Raw genomic sequence first — 18,486 nt, forward strand, 5'->3', positions numbered from 1 at the left:
CAGAACCATGGGGCGGAAGCGAACCTGAGGCGATTGCCCTCGCTGACCGGGATGAGATTCATCGCGGCGTTCATCGTCTTCGGATTCCACATCAACGCGGCAGGCTTGTGGCCTTATCTGGACGTGCCGTTCCGTCAGGGTGCGACCGGAGTGAGTTTCTTCTTCATCCTGTCCGGATTCGTGCTCACCTGGTCCGCCAGGCCGGGCACCGCGCCGGCGACCGTCTGGCGGCGCCGGGCGGCGAAGATCTTCCCCAACCACGTCGCGACCTGGCTCGTCGTGCTGCTCGCGGCCGCCGCGGTGACCCCTGCGACGGCGCTGGCGAACCTGTCGCTGGTCCAGGCGTGGTTTCCGGGCGAGAACGTCTACTTCAGCCTGAACACACCCGCGTGGTCGTTGTCGTGTGAATTGGCTTTCTACCTCGCTTTCCCGTTGCTCATCAAGTGGCGGATGCGCAGACCGTGGTTGATCGCATCGGCGACGACGATCGCGATCATGACCGTTCCGGCAATCACACTAACCATGCCAGGCCCGCTCGAATACTGGTTCGTTTTCGTCTTCCCGCCGGTGCGCGCGCTGGAGTTCGTCCTGGGAATGGCAATGGCCCGAGTGGTCCAGCAAGGGAAGTGGATCGGAGTAGGGCTCTGGCCCGCGACCGCGTTCTTCGTCGTCGCGTACGTCGGCTCCTGGTACCTGCCGGCGTCGTTCCCGTACGTCGCGGGCACCGTCGTCCCGCTCGCGCTGCTGATCCCGGCCGCCGCCGTGGCCGACCTCACCGGCAGGTCCTCACCGTGGCGCTCGAAGTGGATGGTGTGGCTGGGCACCGTGTCGTTCGCGTTCTACATGGTCCACCAGATCGTCATCCGGGTGAGCGAGAAGTTCCTCGACGTGCACGCGTTCCCGCTGGCCGCGGCGCTCGGGATGTTCGTGGTGTCGATGCTCGTGGCGTGGCTGCTGTACCGGCTGGTCGAGGTGCCCGCGGAACGGCTCGTGAAGGGGGCACCCCGACCAGCGCTGGTCACGCCAGCGTCAGCGCGTACAGCTCCACCCGCGGATCGTCGGGCAGCGTGACCGAACGGACGGTCTTGGTGGCGTCCAGCCTCAGCGACTGGCCGAACAACCGGACCGGCGGCCCGTCCACGCCCTGACCCGCCTTGATGCGGTGCGGCATCTCCAGCACGGCCGGGCCGCCACCCGCCCAGTCCGAGATGGACGCCGAGACCTCGGCCGAGGTGCCGTCGGTGTACCAGACGGTGAAGCCGGCCGACACGGGTCCGTTGTGCGACGAGCCCACGACGTGCAGCCACGAGAACTGGCCGCTGGGCAGCAGGAGCGCCTGCCCGCGTGACTCCACGAAGTTCGGCGCCGTGCCGGTGGGGTCAGGCGCCTGGTAGGTGATGCCGCCCCACGTCACGGGCCCGGCCGGCGGCAGCAGTGCCGCGTCGTAGCTCCAGCCGCCGCCGTCGAAGTTGCCCGAGGCGGAGTCGGCGACCGTGGCCGTGCCGTCGTGGTTCAACTCCGGCGTCACGTCCACCGAACACGACGAGAACGCGCACAAGGCCGCCGGTTTGACCTCGACGACGGCCTTCACCGTCACCGACTCGACCTGCACCGACACCTCGTACGAACCCGCGGCCACCCCGGCGGGCACCGTCAGCGTCAGCGGCACCGTCTTCTGCATCGGCAGGTGCCGCGACACGATCACGAACGGCTTGGCACCACTCACCTTCCAGCCGGCCGGAGCGGTGACGACGGGCCGCACGGACGTGGCGCCGGGCGACTGCGCCAGCACGTCGAGCTGCAACGTCAGCGACTGCGCCGAGTCCGACGTCGGCACCACGATCTCGGAGTTGCGCAACGACGCCGACAACGCACGACGCGAGTCCTCGTTCCCGTCGTTCAGCGACGGCGGCTCGTCCCCGCGCCCGGTGCCCCACGACGAGGGCTTCGACGACACCTCGTGCGTCAGGTTTCCGCCGCGCTGCAACGAGGTCCAGGACAGCCAGGTCTTGCGGACGTCACGGCCGCCGAACGACACGCTCTTGATGTACCGGTTGGTGTCCGACACACCTCGTGCCGAGACGTTCAGCGTCCCGCCCTGCGAGCCGTGCTGTCCGATTCGGACGGTCGCCGACTCGAACTGCGGCGAGGACAACGCCAGGAAGTCCGCGCCGTTGAACGTCGGGTAGATGCCCAGCGACGAGAAGACGTACCAGGCCGACATCGTGCCCAGGTCGTCGTTGCCGGTCATGCCGTCCGGACCGGTCGTGAACAACGTCATCGCCGCCCGCACGACCGTCGCGGTCTTCGACGGCGTGCCCGACCACAGGTACATGTAGGGCGCGAGCAGGTCGGGTTCGTTGTTCGGGTTGTAGGTCGGTTTGCCGTAGTAGTCGTACGGCTCGGTGATCCAGTCCTGCCGTGCGGTGCCGGCCGGGTCGACCAGCAGCTTGTCGTAGGCGAAGAACGAGTCGAGCCGCTTCTCCGTCTCCCGGCGGCCGCCCATCAGCGACACGAGTCCGGCGGGGTCCTGCGGCACCAGCCACTGGTACTGGTAGGCGCCGCCCTCGTGGAACTGGTGCGACGCGTCGATCGGGTTGTACGGCGTCAGCCACGTGCCGGCGGCGGTGCGCGGCCGGAACTGACCGATCGACGAGTCCCACAGGTTGCGGTACCACTGGCCCCGGTCGGCGAACAGGCGCGCGTCGGCCTTCTTGCCCAGTCCCTTGGCCATCAGCGCCAGTGACGCGTCCGCCGCCGAGTACTCCAGGGTCGCGGACGCCGGGTGCACGCAGTCGTTGTCGCCGCCCTTGTGCGCGCAGTCCTCGCCCAGCTCCAGGCCGGACGGGATGTACCCGCGATCGGCGTAGTAGGTGACACCGGAGCGTCCGTTGTAGGGCGACTCCGCCGGAGGCAGCGACGTGGCGTTGGCGCGCAACAGCTTGTACGTCTCCTCCTCGTACCCCTTCAGCAAGCCCTTGGACCAGGCCTCGACGAGGAACGGTGTCACCGGGTCGCCGGTCATGATGTTGGTCTCGGACGACGCCAGGGCCCAGCGCGGCAGCCATCCGCCGTCCCGCCCGCTGGCCACGACGGACAGCGCGATGTCACGGGCGACCTTCGGTTCCAGGATCTGCAGCAACTGGTTCTGCGGCCGGTACGTGTCCCACAGCGAGAAGTTCTGGTACGGCGTGTAACCCGACGCCGTGCGCACCTTCCCGTCGAAGCCCATGTACTTGCCGTCGACGTCGCCGGCGAGGTTCGGGTGCAGCACCGAGTGGTAGAGCGCGGTGTAGAACGCGACCTGCCGATCTCGCGGCCCGCCGGCCACCCGCACGGCGTCCAGTTGCTTCTTCCACACGTCCTTGGCAGCCGTCACCGCGGCGTCGAAGTCGTGGGAGGGAGCCTCGGCCGCGAGGTTCTTCCGCGCACCCTCGATGCCGGTGTACGACAGGCCGACCTTCAGCACGACGTCACGGTCGGTGGTCGCGTCGAACGTGGCCCACGCGCCGTTCCCACCGGTTCCGGCGGCATCCCGGGCACCCGGCGTGGGAACGCTCCCGCGCCATGCGCCGAAGGAGGCGAACGGGCGGTCGAACGTGGCCGTGAAGTACACGGTGTGCTCGTCCTTGCCCGCGCAGAACCGGCCGTTGCGCACCCGGCCCTCGATGGTTCTGTCTCCGACGACGTGGATCTCCGAGTCCAGCACGGTCTGGTTCGACCGCCCGGTGTTGAACAGGACGTTCGCCGCGCCGGAGGACGGGAACGTGTAGCGCTGCCAGCCGGTCCGCTGCGTGGCCGTGAGCTCGGCGTTCACGCCGTAGCGCGGCAGCCCGACCCGGTAGTAGCCGGGCTGCGCCGCTTCGTCCGCATGGCTGAAGTCCGACTTGTAGGCGTTGCTGTCAACGTTGTCAACGGACCCGACCGTCGGCATCACCGGCAGCTCGCCCATGACGCCGCAGCCCACGCCGGACAGGTGTGTCTGCGAGAAGCCGTAGATGGAGGTGGCCTTGTAGTCGTACCCGCCCTGACCTCCCGTGTCAGGGCTGACCTGCACCATCCCGAACGGCACCGAGGCGCCGGGAAAGGTGTTGCCGAAGTTCTGCGTACCCACGAAGGGGTTCACCAACGACGAAGGGTCCTCGTCGACCTGTGCCGCGTGCGCGGGGACCGCCAGACCCAGTAACAGCCCCGCTACAACCAGTGTCCGCATGGAAGGCAGTATTGCTCGATCATCGCCGCCCCGTCACCCACCGCGGTTCGGCGATGCGCGCTTTGGCCGTGGCGTTGCCGATTCCTGTCTCGTTTTGTCCTGGAACTAGCAGCGCTTGCTGGAGAACGCGGTGAAGTTGTCGTCCCGCTGGACGTAGGAGTAGTTCGAGCCGCGCCCGGCGAACTGCTTCACGAACGCGATGCCGATGATCGCCCTCTTCATGCGGGTGATCATCGTCGTTCCGCTGACAACTCACTGACACGCGAGTAAGCAGGAACCATGCCCGTACAGCTCAACCACACCATCGTCCACGTCAGCGACCAGAACCACTCCGCCCGCTTCCTCACCGAACTGCTCGGCCTGCCCCACCCGGTGCGCTACGGCCCGTTCCTCGTCGTCGAGGTCGCGAACGGCGTCTCGCTCGACTACCTGACCGCGCAGGGCCCGATCACCGAGCAGCACTACGCGTTCCTCGTGACCGAGGAGGAGTTCGACCAGATCTTCGGGCGCATCCAGGAACGCGGTCTGGACCACTGGGCCGACCCGTTCCACTCCCAGCCGCAGCAGATCAACCACAACGACGGCGGCCGTGGCGTCTACTGGAACGATCCGGACGGCCACGCGCTGGAGATCATCACCCGGCCGTACGGGTCCGGCGCCTGACGAACCGGTTCACGTACCTAAACGCACAGACCACCTCTTGTGCTCGGAGTCCCTTGCCTGCCAACGTGAGAGCGGTAACACGGCAGGCGACCGCCTCGGCCGGTCTCGTAACGGGATCGAACCTGTACCGCCAGTGACGAAAAAAGGTCTAGACCCTTGACTGGTCTGGACCACCGATGCCAATCTCAGCGTTGTTCACATACCTGATCCTCCGGGCGCAAGACTCCAGGAGTGAGTGACCTTGCTGAGAAAACGAATTCTGGCGTCTCTTGCGGCGGTGGCGATGGCGGCGACCATGGCCGTCCTCGCCCCGACCGCGTCATCACAGGCCGAAGTGTCCGCACAGGCCTGTTCGTTCACCAACTGGACAGCGGGCACGTGGTACCCCGTCGGTTCGATCGTGAAGTACACCAACGGTCAGTACTACCGCGCCAAGAACGAGAACCCGGGCTACGACCCGATCATCTCCACCTGGTTCTGGGAGCCCACGAGCTGTGACGGCGGTGGCGGAGGTGGCGGCGGCGGCACCTGCGACAGCGCGACGGACTGGGTGGCGGGCCGCGCGTACGTGACCGGCAACATCGTGCGGTACAACGGTTCCTACTACATCGCCGAGCACGACAACCCCGGTTACGACCCGACGGTCTCCACGTGGTTCTGGGAGCCGCACAACTGCGGCGGCGGAGGCGGTGGCGGCGGCAGCTTCGTCGTCAGCGAAACCCAGTTCAACGAGATGTTCCAAGGCACCCGCAACACCTTCTACACCTACAGCGGTCTCGTCGAGGCCATGAGCGCGTTCCCGGCCTTCGCGAAGACCGGCGGTGACACGGTGTCGAAGCAGGAAGCCGCGGCGTTCCTCGCGAACGTCTCGCACGAGACCGGTGGCCTCAAGTACGTCGAGGAGATCGACCAGAGCGGCGACTACTGCGACGAGACCAAGCCGTACGGCTGCCCCTCGCCCCAGAAGTACTTCGGCCGCGGCCCGATCCAGCTGTCGTGGAACTTCAACTACAAGGCGGCCGGCGACTACCTCGGCATCGACCTGCTGGGCAACCCGCAGTGGGTGGCGCAGCAGGCGCCGATCGCGTGGAAGACGGGCCTCTGGTACTGGAACACGCAGTCCGGCCCCGGCTCGATGACCGGACACGCGGCCATGACCAACGGCTCCGGGTTCGGCCACTCGATCCGCAGCATCAACGGTTCGCTGGAGTGCGACGGCCGCAACCCGGCGCAGGTCCAGAGCCGTGTGTCGAAGTACCAGCAGTTCGCCGCGATCCTCGGCGTGCCGGCGGGCGCCAACCTCTACTGCTAGTGGTTGCCCTGACTAGGACTTGAGTGGTCCTAGTTCGGTCGTAGCTTCAATTCATGACCATGGAGCTCAACGATCTGCTGCACGAACTGAACGATCAGCGCAGGACGTTCCGCATCACGATGAGAGGCTTGTCGGAGGCGGACGCCAAGAAGCGCACGACGGTCAGCGAGCTCACGCTGGGTGGGTTGCTCAAGCACCTCACCTGGTGTGAGCGCGGCTGGACCCACATCCTGACCGAGCAGCCCCTGCCCCCGCCGGGAATGCTGGACTTCGACCAGTACACCTGGACGGGCGAGGACTTCGGCGAACTGCTCGCGTCGTACGACGAGGCGGTGCGCACGACCGATGAGGCCGTGCGCACCGCCTCGCTCGACAAGCTCGTGCCGCTGCCTTCCGCGCCCTGGGACCAGGACCCGCAGCCCATGTCGATCCGGCGGATCGTGCTGCACCTGATCCGGGAGACCGCGCAGCACGCGGGCCACGCGGACATCCTCCGCGAGACGCTCGACGGTCAGTCGACCACGGCGTTCCTGTACGAGTAGCCCCCAGGGCGTGTCCCGTAAGCCTCGTCCGCGATAGTCGCGGCCGAGGGCCCCGGAGGCGGTGCCGCCGCAACGCCCGAATACGCCCGGCATGAGGGCGTCGCGGCGGCACCGCCTCCGGGTCTCTCGACCGTGACTCTCATCGAACGGACTCACGGGACACGCCCTAGGCGGCGAGCTGTTCCTTCACCTGGGCCAGCGACGGGTTGGTGAGCGCCGCGCCGTTCGGGAAGTGGACCGTGGGCACCGTGCGGTTGCCGCCGTTCACCTCCATCACGAAGTCCGCCGCGCCCGGCGTCTCCTCGATGTTGATCTCGACGTACTCGATGCCTTCGCGGTCGAGCGAGCTCTTCAGGATCCGGCAGTAGCCGCACCACGAGGTCGAGTAGACGGTCAGCTGGTCGGGAGCCATCAGGCGCACTCCTCATAGGGTTCGGACGAGGTCGTCAGTATCAACGCTGGACGAGGGGTGCTTCTTCCCGGGCCGGGGAGAAGCACCCCTCACTCGTCCGGAGCAGCCGATGGCGATCGTCAGACAATCGTCAGGTCAATTCAGCACACCGTGGGTGAGCATAGTTCGCGCACGGCCGAAGATTTCGTCCGTGCAATTGGTCGTGCATTCGTTAATTCGCTCCCGGCGAATGTAGTCACCCAATCGGCGGCCCGTCACCACACAGGGTTTCCGATATCGTCTGAAATCCGCCGCCGCTACCGAAGTCATGTTTAGAAAGGCTGGCCATGCTGAAAACGGTGGCGGCTGCTGCCCTCGCGCTGTCCGCGGTCCTGACCGCGCCGGCCGCCCACGCAGCATCCGATGTTCCTGATTTCGTGACGATCGACGTCGTCACCGTGAACGGTTCCGGCTGTCCCGCCGGCACCGCGGCCGTCGCGGCCGGAGACGACCGCACGGCGTTCACGGTGACATACAGCCAGTACCTCGCGCAGGCCGGACAGGGCTCCGGCCCCACCGACTTCCGCAAGAACTGCCAGCTCAACATCAGAGTGAGCTACCCGCAGGGCTTCACGTTCGGCATCGCCCAGGCGGACTACCGCGGCTTCGCCAACCTGCAGCAGGGCGCCACGGGCACGGAGAAGGGCAACTACTACTTCCAGGGCATGTCGCAGGGTGCGAGCCGCACCCACACGTTCGCCGGCCCGAAGAGCGACAACTGGCAGGCCACCGACCGCGCGACGGTCTCGGAAATCGTCTACGCGCCGTGTGGAGAAGTCCGGCACCTGAACATCAACACCGAACTGCGCGTGAACGCGGGAACCGCGTCGAAGGCGAACAGCTTCATGACGATGGATTCCACGGACAGCAGTGTGAGCACGAAGTACCAGTTCTCCTGGAAGCGCTGCTGACCCAGGCACCGATTGCCGCCGCCCGTTCGTTTTGTTGAAGTCCAGACGGAAAGGTGCCCCATGCTCAACACACTGGCCGCGGCCGCGCTCGCGATGTCGACGATCATCATTCCGCCCGGCGGCGCCCCCGGCGACACCCCGCCCCCGGAGAACATCACCATCGACGTCGTGACCATCAACGGCTCTGGCTGCCGGGCGGGAACGGCCGCGGTCGCCGTCAGCCCGGACAACAAGGCGTTCACCGTCACCTACAGCGAGTTCATGGCGCAGGTCGGCCCCCAGGCCCTGCCGACCGACTTCCGCAAGAACTGCCAGCTGAACCTGCGCGTCAACGTGCCGTCCGGCTTCACCTACGGCATCGCGTCCACCGACTACCGCGGCTTCGCGCACCTGGAACGCGGCGCCACGGCCCTGGAGAAGGCCAACTACTACTTCCAGGGCATGTCGCAGACCGAGTACAAGCAGCACAACTACAAGGGCCCGTTCAGCGACGACTGGCAGGCGACGGACACGACCGACGTGGCCGCCATCGTCTACCACCCCTGCGGCGAGAAGCGGAACTTCAACATCAACACGGAGCTGCGCGTCATGGCGGGCACGTCCGACAAGAAGCTCACCAGCTTCATCGCGATGGACTCGACCGACGGATCCATCGAGACGACCTACCACTTCGCGTGGAAGGTCTGTCCTCCCAGGCCGTAGTACCCGCCCAAGTCGTAGTACCCGCTAGGTGCCGGGCATTCCGCGAACGGGGTGCCCGGCACGCCCCTGTTCTGGGAAGATCAGTCCCTCACGACGTCTGGGGGGACGACGATGAAGCTGCACGCACTGTCCGGAGTGGACCTGGGACCGGAGTTCCACGCGGCGGTAGACGCGATCGCCGCGGTGCTCCCGAAGCCGCGCTACCCGCACGTCCCGGTGTTCCTCGACGCCCTGCCGGACTCGTCGGCGCGGCTGGACCTGATGCGACTGGCGGTGCTCGTCGCGCTGGAGCGAGTGGGCAGGAGCGTGCACCCCGTCCCGGTCACCAACCATTCCGGGTACCTGCCGGAGCACGGGTGGCTGCTGTCCCGGGAAGAGCCTTGTCCCGGCTTCACCTTCCTCAAGGGCGAGAAGCAGCCCCGCGAGCGCATCGCAACCGTGGCCGAGGACTCGGACGGAGCCGCTGGCCGCGACCTACGTGTCCGAGTCAGACCTGAACGCACTGATCGCCTTGATCGAGGCCGACGGCGAACTGCTGGTGCACCTCGTCGGCGACGGGCACACGGACCTGGTCGAGTTGCGCACTCCGATCGACTTCAGCGTCGCCGGCGAGGCGGAGCACGACCTGTCGCCGCTCTACCTCCACTCGGTGGAGTTCTGGGACGTCCGCGTCTACTTCCGCCGCGCCGGCCAGTGGTGGGAGCTGCGTTGGTCGCCCGGCCACGTGCTGCTCGAACCGTCGAACTCCAAGCTCCACCAGCCTGACCGCTTTACCTTCCACACCAAGCTCGACGGTGCGGGCCTCGGCCTGCGCGGGCCGGGCCATTCCTGTGCGTGGGACCGCGGCGGCGCGTGGGAGGCGACGGGAACGGACTGGGCCGACACGCTCATCCCCGTCCCGCCGGGCGAGAACGTGCTGCAGCTCATGAAGATCGCTGGTGGACCGGCGCTGCTGACCCGCGAAGGCGACGTCGTCCGGGCACGGACCACGGAGGCCGCGCGCACAGTCGTCGAGTTCGCCGGGCCGCTGGTTCCGCACCACGAGCTGCCGTGGGTGGCGGTGCAGCGGTCACCGCACCTGGTCGAGATCATCGACGTCGCGACCGGCGCGGTGCTGCACCGCGTGAGCACCGCCTAGATCAGGAAGCGGTACGCCGTGGACCCCGGCTCCACGTGCTGGATCTTGAGCGGGGACTCCTTCATCCGCCCCCACAGCAGGTCGTAGTCCTCACGCCGCCCCAGCTCGACGCACACCAGCGCGGCCCCGGTCTCCCGGTTGTCCCGCTTCATGTACTCGAACTGCACGATGTCGTCGTCCTTGCCGAGCACGTCGTCGAGGAACCGGCGCAGCGCACCGGGCTCCTGCGGGAACTCGACGAGGAACCAGTGCTTCAGGCCGCGGTGGATCATCGAACGCTCGACGATCTCGGCGTAGCGCGACACGTCGTTGTTGCCGCCGGACAGCAGGCAGACGACCGTCGAGTCGGGCGCGACGGAGATCTCCTCCAGCAGCGCGGCCGAGGCCAGGGCGCCCGCGGGCTCGGCGATGATGCCGTCGATCTGGTACAGCTCCAGCATCTCCGTGCAGACCGCGCCCTCGGACACCGTGAGCAGTTCCGCGCCGCTGTCGCGGACCATCGGGAACGTCACGTCGCCGGCTCGGCGGACCGCGGCGCCGTCGACGAACGAGTCGACCTCGGGCAGCGTCACCGGGCCGCCCGCCTGGATGGCGGCGATCATGCTCGCGGCACCGGCCGGCTCGACGCCGATGATGCGGGTGCGCGGGAAGCGTTCCTTGAACCACGTGCCGACGCCGGAGAGCAGGCCGCCGCCGCCGATGGGCACCACGACCACGTCGGGGGCGCCGCCGAGCTGCTGGACGATCTCCAGGCCGACGGTGCCCTGGCCCGCGACCGTGCGGGGGTCGTCGAAGGCCGGGACCAGGGTCGCGCCCGTGCTCTGCGCGTACTCCTTGGCCAGCGCGGCCGCGTCGTCGTAGGTGTCGCCGTCCACGACCAGCTGCACCATGCCCTGGCCCAGGGCGTGGATGCGGTCGCGCTTCTGGCGCGGGGTGGTCCGCGGGACGTGCACGCGGCCCTCGATGCCCAGGCGGCGGCAGGCGTACGCCATGCCCTGACCGTGGTTGCCGGCCGACGCGCAGACCGCGCCGCCGAACGCGAACTCGGTCTGGCACAGCAGGTTGAACGCGCCTCGCAGCTTGTACGAGCGGCCTACCTGGAGGTCCTCGCGTTTGAACCACACGCGCGCGCCGGTCCTCTCGGACAACCGCTGGTTGACCTCCAGCGGCGTCGTGCGTGCGACACCACCGAGCCGGGCTGCGGCCGCGGACACCTCATCAGCGAAGGACATGTCAATACATCTTCCGTGAACGACTTGGGTCTGGCACGCGTACCCCTAGAAGGACAGGGGAGGTACCGGTGTTTCGCCTTTTGGGCGTGCTATCGCTGCTCATGATGCTCTCTGTGGTTCCCGCGCACGCCCATGGCGCGCCGACCGACCCCGCGAGCAGGGCTTTCCTGTGTTCGCCAGGTCAGCCAACAGCATCATCCCCGCCCTGCCGCAGCGCCATCGCGGCGGGGTTGCCGTCCAAGGAGTGGGACAACATCCGGCTCCCGGACGTGCGCGGCCAGGACGCGCAGAAGGTTCCGGACGGCGCTCTGTGCAGCGCGGGCCTCGCGAGGTACGGCGGGCTGGACCTGCCGTCCGCCGACTGGCCGGCGACGAAGCTGAAGAGCACGGACTTCACGTACAAGGCGACGATCCCGCACCAGGGCTCGTTCCGGTTCTACGTGACGCGCGACGGTTACACGCCGAGCCGGCCGTTGCGGTGGGCGGACCTGGACCAGTTCCTGAACGTGCCCTCTCCCCCGCTCGTCAACGGCTCCTACGAGTTCAAGGTGCAGCTGCCGAAGAACCGCACCGGGCGCCATCTGATCTACACGGTCTGGCAGAACACGGACACGCCCGACACCTACTACTCGTGCACGGACGTGGAGATCGCGGCACTCGCGAAGCCCGCACCACCGGCGGCCCAGCCCGCACCCGCCGTCGCCGCGCCACCTGCGAAAGCGCCGGTCCGGACCAGTTCCGCGGCACCGTCGGCCAAGCCGTCCGCCGCGAGCTCGAGCATCCCGCGACCCGTTCCCGTTGCGTCGAGTGCCGAACAACCTCCTTCGAGCGCAACCAGGTTCGGGATATCGGCGGTGGTGGCCGCTCTGGGCGGCCTCGCCGTGCTCGGCGGGTTCCTGTTGTGGCGCAGAAGAATTCTGTGAACGTCCCGGTCCCCAACAGGTCTAGACCTTCCCTACGATGATCTTCGGGCGCGCAACCCCTGCTATACGGAGGTGTGTACCCGAATGGCTCGAAAACTGTTGGCATTGCTGGCAATGCTCGCCGCCACGCTCGTCCCGGTCTCTGTCACGGCGACGAGCACGGCACAGGCGGCACCGTTCAAAGTCCTCGCCTTCTACAACGGGACCTGGGACGCGGCGCACATCGCGTTCGTCAACGAGGCGAACCCCTGGCTCACCCGCGCGGGCCAGGAGAACGGCTTCACCTACGAGTCGACCCGTGACTGGAACCGGCTCACCACCCTCACCCCGGCCCAGGCGCAGGTCGTGGTCTTCCTCGACGACGCGCCCACCGGGGCCGCGGCACGCACCGGCTTCCAGCGCTACGTCGAGGCCGGTGGCGGGTTCTTCGGCTTCCACGTCAGCGCGTTCACCCAGAACGCGAACGAGTGGCCGTGGTACCACAACACGTTCCTGGCCAAGGGGAACTTCGTCAGCAACACGTGGGGCCCGACCACCGCGGTGCTGAAGGTCGAGACCCGCACCCACCCCTCGACGCTGCGCCTGCCGGAGAAGTTCACGTCGGCGGTCAGCGAGTGGTACAGCTGGGACCGCGACCTGCGGCAGAACCCGGACATCCAGATCCTGGCGAGCGTCGACCCGTCGAGCTTCCCGCTCGGCACCGACCCGAACCAGACGTGGCGCAGCGGTTACTACCCGATCATGTGGACCAACGACAACTACAAGATGATCTACGCGAACTTCGGCCACAACGCCATGGACTACGCGGCGAACCGGCCGCTGTCGTCCACGTTCGCGAGCGCCACCCAGAACAACTTCCTCGTCGACAGCCTGCTGTGGCTGGGCGGTGGCGGCACCCCGCCGCCGCAGGGCGAGTGGAAGACGGTCGTCAACCGCGGCAACGGCAAGTGCGTCGACGCCGCGGCCGCGGGCCTGAACAACGGCACCGTCATCCAGCAGTACGCGTGCAACGGCACCACGGCGCAGAACTTCCGCGCGGTGGCGACGACCGACGGCTACTTCCGCGTCGAGTACCGCAACGACTCGGCCAAGGTGCTGGACGTGAGCAACGTGTCCACCGCCGACAACGCCGGGATCCACCTCTGGGCCTACGGCGGCGGCACCAACCAGCAGTGGCGGGTGACCACGGGCGCGGACGGCTACTCGACGATCACGGCCCGGCACTCGGACAAGTGCCTGTCGGCGCCGGCCGGTTCCGCCGACGGCGTCCAGCTGGTGCAGGCGACCTGCAACGGGTCGGCGGCGCAGAGCTTCAAGATCGGCTGATCGTGCCGATCGGCTAGGAGGACCGTGGGCGGTTCTGGTCGTCGAGGCGGCCGGAACCGCTCACGACCACCCGTTCCCCCGGCATCGGGTCGGTCGGGTGCGTCGCGCCGAGGAACCCGTACATGTCGTTGAGCTGGTGCAGGGCCTGCACCGCGTCCCGCCACACCGGGCAGGGCCACGCGCGGTGCCGCCCGTACCAGGCGCGGCACGACTTGCACCGGTTCCGCTCGTTCGGCTCGTGCATCCGCAGCAGCCCCCGCCACCACGGCAGGGCGTCGCGAAGCTGCTCGCGCAGTTCGAAGACCTGGTGAGGCGAGTCGGTCCGGGCGAGCTGGTCCATGGTCTTGTAGACGACGTCGATCACCGAGCGGTGGAACGACCCCTGTCGTTCAGCAAGCGCCATCTCCCAGATCCTCCGAAGTTGAGGCAGGCACGGTCGTGAGTCTATGTTGGCCATTGGAGGGCTTTCAACTGGTGAAAATCCACTCACCCAGATAGCCCTTTCCATGAGTGGAGACGCTCACTGCGTGCGACGGGGAGGCGGCAATGGCGGGGGAACGGTCCCTGGCTGACAAGCTCAACCACCTCTTCGCCCGGCACACCGCCAGGTCAGGCCAGGAGTACAGCAACGAACAGGTCGCGGCGGCCATCGCGGAGACCGGCGTGACCATCTCCCAGAGCTACATCTGGCAGCTGCGCAAGGCCAAGAAGGACAACCCGACGTTCAAGCACCTGCAGGCACTGGCAGGCTTCTTCGGTGTGCCCGTGAGCTACTTCTTCGACGACGAGGTCACCGACCGGGTCGACGAGCAGCTGAAGTCGTTGCAGGACGAGCAGTCGCGCCTCAACGAGATCGCCTCGGGCAGCGACGCGCAGCTCATGGCGATGCGCGCGGGGGAACTGTCACCGGACCGCCGCCGCCTGGTCATGGAACTGCTCGACGTGGTCTACCGACAGGAACAGGCCGAGCGCGGCGAAGGATGACTCGTGGCCGAACGAGATTTGCGCAAGCGGTGCCGCCGCCTGCTGAACGAGCTGGACATCCAGCCGCCGCTCGACGTCGAGGAGCTCTGCCGCCGCGTCGGTGACCAGCGCGGGAAGCCGATCCGGCTGATCGCGCACCCGATCCCGGTACCCGGCCCGTACGGCGTGTGGATCGCCACCTCCAAGGCCGACTACATCCTGTACCAGCAGGAGACGTCGAAGGCGCACCAGAACCACATCATCCTGCACGAGCTCGGTCACCTGCTGGCCGGTCACACGAGCGACCAGCAGGACGACGACCTGCTCGCGGGCCTCTACCCCGACCTCGAACCGGACGCGGTGCGGCGGGCGTTGCGGCGCACCTCCTACGACTCCGACCACGAGCGCGAGGCCGAGACGGTCGCGACGATCATTCTGGAATGGGCGTCGGTGCTGGACAAGGTCGCGCCGCGGGCCTCAGAGGGCCCCGCACGCCGCATGTCGAAGTCGCTCGCGGACCGTCTGGGGTGGTTGTAGGTGGAGTACCTCAAGGAAACACAGGGCATCGTCGCGTTCTCCGCGCTGGCGGTCGTGCTCTACCTGCTGGCGCGCAGACCTTCCGACCCGCGTCTGCGCAGCGTCACCGTCCTGGTGGCGGGCTGGGCGATCGGCTACCCGTTCGGGCGCTCGGCAGCCGCCGGCCGGTGGTTCCTCGGGCTCGACCCGATGGTCTGCCAGCTGATCCAGCACTCGATGCTGCAGGTCGGCGTGTACGGCCTGATCTGCTTCTTCATCTTCTCCGCGCTCGACGACACCGGCGCGCGGCGGCAGGCGCTGCTCCAGCTCGCACCGCTCGCGCTGTGCATCAGCGCCATGACGTGGGCGGTGCTCGCGATCCCGGACGACCTGAGGGTGGCGGCGGCGCGCGTGCCGAACTCGCTGGGCGGCGGCCCGACCGGCGTCCTCGCGATCACGGTGTTCTACGCGCTGGGCAACGGTTATCTGCTCTACGGCTTCGCGACGATGTTCGTGTGGGCGCGGCGGTACGCCCGCGGCGCCGAGCCCCGGTTGCGCCGCGGCCTGCTGATCACCTCGACCGGGCTCGCGCTGCTGGTGCCCGCCGACGCGATCTTCGTGTCCTCCAACGTCTCGCGCTACTTCGGCGAACCGCTCCCCCGCTGGCTGCTGACCACCGCCGTGTGGTTCCTGCTGCCAGGCGTTCTCCTGTGCGTCGTCGGCGTGATCTACCCGATCGCCGCGATGCGGTTCGCGGCGACGAGGCTGTGGCTGCGGCACCTGCGCGCGTACCACCGCCTCGCTCCACTGTGGACGTTGCTGCACCAGTCGTTCCCCGAGGACGCCCTGCACCGCGTGCCGTCCCGCCGTGACGCGGTGTCGTTGAGAGGCGTGCACCGGCGCTACTACCGGCGCGTGATCGAGTGCCGGGACGGACTGGTGCGGATCAGCCCGTACGTCGCGGAGACGCCCGGCGAGCTGCCACTGTCCGAACGGCTGCGGGCAGGGCTCGAGACGCGCAGGTCGGGGGCCGTGACGATGCGGCGGCCGATCGCGCTCGCGATCCCCGAGGACGACGGCATGGACGCCGACGTGCGGGAACTCGAAAAGCTCGCGGCGGCACTCCGCTGAGCTTATGGTCCCCATGTGAACCTGCCCGTGATGCCGCCGGTGAAACCGATGCTCGCGAAGTCCGTGCCTTCGCTGCCGCGCGGGGACGGACTCGCGTACGAGCCCAAGTGGGACGGTTTCCGCTGCATCGTGTTCCGCGACGGCGACGAGGTGGAGCTGGGGTCGCGCAACGACAAGCCGCTGACCCGGTACTTCCCCGAGGTCGTCGAGCTGCTGAAGCAGGCGCTGCCGCCGCGGTGCGTGGTGGACGGCGAGATCATCCTGGTCACGCCCGCCGGGCTGAGCTTCGACACGCTCCAGTTGCGACTGCACCCGGCGGCGTCGCGCGTCCGCAAGCTCTCCGTCGAGACGCCGGCGAGCTTCGTCGCGTTCGACCTGCTGGCCTGCGGTGATGACGACGTCACCGGGCTCTCGCTGGCAGAACGCCGCAAGATGCTGGAGGAGGTCGTCACCGAGGTCCCCGGCGTCTACCTGACACCGTCCACAGCGGACCCCGAGGTGGCGCAGGACTGGTTCACCCGGTTCGAGGGCGCGGGGTTCGACGGTGTGATGGTCAAGGCCCTGGACGGCGTCTACGAGCCGGACAAGCGCGTGATGTTCAAGGTCAAGCACGAGCGCACGGCCGACTGCGTGGTCGCGGGCTACCGGTGGCACAAGGACGGCGAGACGGTCGGGTCGCTGGTGCTCGGGCTCTACCAGGACGGCGAGCTGCACAACGTGGGCGTGGCCAGCAGCTTCACCGCGGCGCGGCGGAGGGAACTGGTCGAGGAGCTGAAGCCGCTGCTGAACCCGGCCGAGCACCCGTGGAGCGCGTGGGCGACGTACGAGGGTCCTGGTATGAACAGCCGGTGGAACCCCGAGAAGCAGCTTCAGGTCGTGCTGCTCCAACCGACGCGCGTGGCCGAGGTGCGGTACGAGCACGTGCAGGGCGGACGGTTCCGGCACACGGCACGCCTGGTGCGGTTCCGTGCGGACAAGACGCCTCTGGAGTGCACGTACGAGCAGCTGGAAGAGGTGCCACCCGCCGAACTGGACGCCCTGTTCGGTGAAGCAGAGCAGCGCAGGCGCACAATCGAGTCGTGAAGGTGATCAAGCGGGACGGCACGCACGAGATCGAGATCCAGCGGTCGCGGTTCCTGTGCCACGTCGCCCGCGTCACCTCCGACCAGGACGCGTCGGAGTTCTTCGCCCGGATCCGCAAGGAGCACTGGCAGGCCACGCACAACTGCACGGCGTTCCGCACTCGCGACACCCAGCGCTCGTCCGATGACGGCGAACCCGCCGGGACCGCCGGTGTGCCGATGCTGGAGGTGCTGACGCGCCGGGATCTGGTCGACACCGCCGTCGTCGTCACCCGCTACTACGGCGGGATCAAGCTCGGCGCCGGTGGCCTGGTCCGGGCGTACGGACGGGCCGTGTCGGAGGCCATCGACGCGCTCGGCACGCTCACCCGTGAACGCCACGAGAGCGTGCTTCTGGCCGTTGACCACGATCAGGCGGGGAAGCTGGAGAACGCGTTGCGCGCGGCCGGGTACCACGTCGCGGACACCGAGTACGGCCATGACGTCACCTTCACCGTGCTGACGAAGAACCCGGACGACTTCGAGGTCTGGCTCGCCGCGCAGACCGGCGGTTCCGTGACCGCGATCAGGGGCGAGCCGGTGGACCTCGACAGCTAGAACTTCTCGGCCCAGTTCAGGGCGTGGTCGGCGACCTCTTCCCAGCCCGCCGTGCCCATGACGAAGTGCGGCCGGTTCGGGAACTCCTTGATCTCGGTGATCGCGGGGCCGGAGTAGCGGCGGGCGTTCTCGCGGTTCATCGACGCGGGCACGACGTTGTCGCCCTCGCTCGCGATGAACAGCAGCGGCGCGCGGTCCGGGTTCTTCAGGTCGACCCTGGTCGCGTTGTGCGTGCTGAAGTTCGCGGTCGCGGCCTGCCACAGCGGGCGTCCGGGCGCGGTGATCGCGAACTGCTGCCGCAGCGCCTCGGCTTCGGCGGCCGGCAGGGTGTTCGTGAAGGCGTAGTGCCATTCCGCGGGCGACAGCTCGACGTTGCGCTTGGCGTTGGCCGGGTTCTTCAGCACCGGGAACGCGGCCTTGATGGACGAGAACGGCAGGCCCAGCGTGCCCTTGGCGGGCGCGGAGTGGATCGCGACGCCGGATTTGCCGAGGCCCCTGTCCAGCAGTTTCTGCGTGATCAGGCCACCGAACGAGTGGCCCATGATGATCGCGTCCTCCGCGTTGTGGTCGCGGATGAACTTCTCGACGTGGTCGGTGATCTCGACGACGCCGAGGCCGTTCGCGATCTCCGGGTGGGCCCGCATCTCGGCGACCTCGCCGTAGCCGGGCCAGGTCGGGGTGAGGACCTCGTGGCCGGCCGCCTCGAACCGCTCGGCGACGTTCTTCCAGCTGGCGGAGGTGAGCCACAGTCCGTGGACCAGCACGATCTTCGACATTTCCGTCT

Annotated in this window: 19 protein-coding genes; 14 read left to right on the forward strand and 5 right to left on the reverse strand. The window is 68.0% G+C overall.

Annotated features, from left to right (window positions below; genetic code table 11):
• Positions 1-51 precede the first annotated feature (51 nt).
• On the forward strand, positions 52-1,071 hold the full coding sequence (locus LX88_RS26520; protein ID WP_372511421.1) for an acyltransferase family protein: 1,020 nt from the start codon (positions 52-54) through the stop codon (positions 1,069-1,071).
• Here LX88_RS26520 and LX88_RS26525 read toward each other — a convergent pair.
• A complete protein-coding gene (locus LX88_RS26525) occupies positions 1,019-4,225 on the reverse strand; it encodes a GH92 family glycosyl hydrolase (RefSeq protein ID WP_308203461.1) in 3,207 nt (1,068 codons plus the stop codon). The two genes, LX88_RS26520 and LX88_RS26525, sit on opposite strands and share 53 nt — an antisense overlap.
• A gap of 267 nt (positions 4,226-4,492) precedes the next feature.
• Here LX88_RS26525 and LX88_RS26530 point away from each other — a divergent pair, with 267 nt between their 5' ends.
• From LX88_RS26530 to LX88_RS26540, 3 genes are all read left to right on the forward strand, one after another.
• Entirely contained in the window at positions 4,493-4,876 is a 384-nt protein-coding gene (locus LX88_RS26530) for a VOC family protein (protein ID WP_258950510.1), read from the forward strand.
• A 235-nt stretch (positions 4,877-5,111) separates the two neighbouring features.
• On the forward strand, positions 5,112-6,188 hold the full coding sequence (locus tag LX88_RS26535; protein ID WP_372511422.1) for a glycoside hydrolase family 19 protein: 1,077 nt from the start codon (positions 5,112-5,114) through the stop codon (positions 6,186-6,188).
• A 53-nt stretch (positions 6,189-6,241) separates the two neighbouring features.
• On the forward strand, positions 6,242-6,730 hold the full coding sequence (locus LX88_RS26540; RefSeq protein ID WP_258950511.1) for a DinB family protein: 489 nt from the start codon (positions 6,242-6,244) through the stop codon (positions 6,728-6,730).
• Between the two features lie 166 nt (positions 6,731-6,896).
• On the opposite strand, the gene LX88_RS26545 is transcribed toward LX88_RS26540, so the two are convergent.
• On the reverse strand, positions 6,897-7,142 hold the full coding sequence (locus tag LX88_RS26545) for a mycoredoxin (protein WP_090069138.1): 246 nt from the start codon (positions 7,140-7,142) through the stop codon (positions 6,897-6,899).
• Positions 7,143-7,468: 326 nt separating this feature from the next.
• Between LX88_RS26545 and LX88_RS26550 the strand changes: the two genes are divergently transcribed.
• The 3 genes from LX88_RS26550 to LX88_RS26560 all read left to right on the forward strand — a co-directional run bounded on the left by LX88_RS26550 (position 7,469) and on the right by LX88_RS26560 (position 9,932).
• Positions 7,469-8,092 (forward strand): DUF4360 domain-containing protein, encoded by a 624-nt coding sequence (locus tag LX88_RS26550; protein WP_258950512.1) that lies wholly within the window; start codon positions 7,469-7,471, stop codon positions 8,090-8,092.
• Positions 8,093-8,185: 93 nt separating this feature from the next.
• Positions 8,186-8,794, forward strand: coding sequence for a DUF4360 domain-containing protein (locus LX88_RS26555; RefSeq protein ID WP_372511425.1), 609 nt, complete (start codon positions 8,186-8,188; stop codon positions 8,792-8,794).
• A 478-nt stretch (positions 8,795-9,272) separates the two neighbouring features.
• Positions 9,273-9,932, forward strand: a complete 660-nt coding sequence (locus LX88_RS26560) for a hypothetical protein (RefSeq protein WP_258950513.1) — start codon at positions 9,273-9,275, stop codon at positions 9,930-9,932.
• Here LX88_RS26560 and ilvA read toward each other — a convergent pair.
• A complete protein-coding gene (gene ilvA / locus LX88_RS26565; RefSeq protein WP_258950514.1) occupies positions 9,929-11,164 on the reverse strand; it encodes a threonine ammonia-lyase IlvA in 1,236 nt (411 codons plus the stop codon). The genes LX88_RS26560 and ilvA overlap by 4 nt on opposite strands.
• An 86-nt stretch (positions 11,165-11,250) precedes the next feature.
• Between ilvA and LX88_RS26570 the strand changes: the two genes are divergently transcribed.
• Positions 11,251-12,087, forward strand: coding sequence for a lytic polysaccharide monooxygenase auxiliary activity family 9 protein (locus LX88_RS26570; RefSeq protein ID WP_258950515.1), 837 nt, complete (start codon positions 11,251-11,253; stop codon positions 12,085-12,087).
• An 84-nt stretch (positions 12,088-12,171) separates the two neighbouring features.
• Positions 12,172-13,413 carry a ThuA domain-containing protein gene (locus tag LX88_RS26575; RefSeq protein ID WP_258950516.1) on the forward strand — a complete coding sequence of 414 codons (1,242 nt, stop codon included), beginning with the start codon at positions 12,172-12,174 and terminating at the stop codon, positions 13,411-13,413.
• Positions 13,414-13,426: 13 nt separating this feature from the next.
• Here the strand turns inward: LX88_RS26575 and LX88_RS26580 are convergent, their stop codons facing one another.
• Positions 13,427-13,816, reverse strand: a complete 390-nt coding sequence (locus LX88_RS26580; RefSeq protein ID WP_258950517.1) for a hypothetical protein — start codon at positions 13,814-13,816, stop codon at positions 13,427-13,429.
• Between the two features lie 143 nt (positions 13,817-13,959).
• On the opposite strand from LX88_RS26580, the gene LX88_RS26585 reads away from it, so the two are divergent.
• Genes LX88_RS26585 through LX88_RS26605 form a run of 5 tightly spaced genes read left to right on the forward strand, consistent with a single transcriptional unit; the run spans position 13,960 to position 17,702 of the window.
• On the forward strand, positions 13,960-14,397 hold the full coding sequence (locus LX88_RS26585) for a helix-turn-helix domain-containing protein (RefSeq protein WP_258950518.1): 438 nt from the start codon (positions 13,960-13,962) through the stop codon (positions 14,395-14,397).
• Positions 14,398-14,400: 3 nt separating this feature from the next.
• Positions 14,401-14,913, forward strand: a complete 513-nt coding sequence (locus LX88_RS26590; protein WP_258950519.1) for an ImmA/IrrE family metallo-endopeptidase — start codon at positions 14,401-14,403, stop codon at positions 14,911-14,913.
• A complete protein-coding gene (locus LX88_RS26595) occupies positions 14,914-16,023 on the forward strand; it encodes an MAB_1171c family putative transporter (RefSeq protein WP_258950520.1) in 1,110 nt (369 codons plus the stop codon).
• Positions 16,024-16,038: 15 nt separating this feature from the next.
• Positions 16,039-17,106, forward strand: a complete 1,068-nt coding sequence (locus LX88_RS26600) for an ATP-dependent DNA ligase (RefSeq protein ID WP_258950521.1) — start codon at positions 16,039-16,041, stop codon at positions 17,104-17,106.
• Positions 17,103-17,702 (forward strand): YigZ family protein, encoded by a 600-nt coding sequence (locus LX88_RS26605; protein WP_258950522.1) that lies wholly within the window; start codon positions 17,103-17,105, stop codon positions 17,700-17,702. Before LX88_RS26600 ends, LX88_RS26605 begins: the two co-directional genes overlap by 4 nt.
• Here LX88_RS26605 and LX88_RS26610 read toward each other — a convergent pair.
• Complete coding sequence (locus LX88_RS26610) at positions 17,699-18,478, reverse strand: alpha/beta hydrolase (RefSeq protein WP_258950523.1); 780 nt, start codon at positions 18,476-18,478, stop codon at positions 17,699-17,701. The two genes, LX88_RS26605 and LX88_RS26610, sit on opposite strands and share 4 nt — an antisense overlap.
• Between the last annotated feature and the right edge of the window lie 8 nt (positions 18,479-18,486).

The organism is Lentzea californiensis (genome assembly GCF_024648825.1).
Taxonomy (GTDB): Bacteria; Actinomycetota; Actinomycetes; order Mycobacteriales; family Pseudonocardiaceae; genus Lentzea; species Lentzea californiensis.

Coding starts and splice junctions, on each gene's coding strand:
- LX88_RS26520 (WP_372511421.1), top strand. CDS start 52: ATGAGATTCATCGCGGCGTTCATCGTCTTCGGATTCCACATCAACGCG.
- LX88_RS26530 (WP_258950510.1), top strand. CDS start 4,493: ATGCCCGTACAGCTCAACCACACCATCGTCCACGTCAGCGACCAGAAC.
- LX88_RS26540 (WP_258950511.1), top strand. CDS start 6,242: ATGACCATGGAGCTCAACGATCTGCTGCACGAACTGAACGATCAGCGC.
- LX88_RS26545 (WP_090069138.1), bottom strand. CDS start 7,142: ATGGCTCCCGACCAGCTGACCGTCTACTCGACCTCGTGGTGCGGCTAC.
- LX88_RS26550 (WP_258950512.1), top strand. CDS start 7,469: ATGCTGAAAACGGTGGCGGCTGCTGCCCTCGCGCTGTCCGCGGTCCTG.
- LX88_RS26555 (WP_372511425.1), top strand. CDS start 8,186: ATGTCGACGATCATCATTCCGCCCGGCGGCGCCCCCGGCGACACCCCG.
- ilvA (WP_258950514.1), bottom strand. CDS start 11,164: ATGTCCTTCGCTGATGAGGTGTCCGCGGCCGCAGCCCGGCTCGGTGGT.
- LX88_RS26575 (WP_258950516.1), top strand. CDS start 12,172: ATGGCTCGAAAACTGTTGGCATTGCTGGCAATGCTCGCCGCCACGCTC.
- LX88_RS26580 (WP_258950517.1), bottom strand. CDS start 13,816: ATGGCGCTTGCTGAACGACAGGGGTCGTTCCACCGCTCGGTGATCGAC.
- LX88_RS26585 (WP_258950518.1), top strand. CDS start 13,960: ATGGCGGGGGAACGGTCCCTGGCTGACAAGCTCAACCACCTCTTCGCC.
- LX88_RS26610 (WP_258950523.1), bottom strand. CDS start 18,478: ATGTCGAAGATCGTGCTGGTCCACGGACTGTGGCTCACCTCCGCCAGC.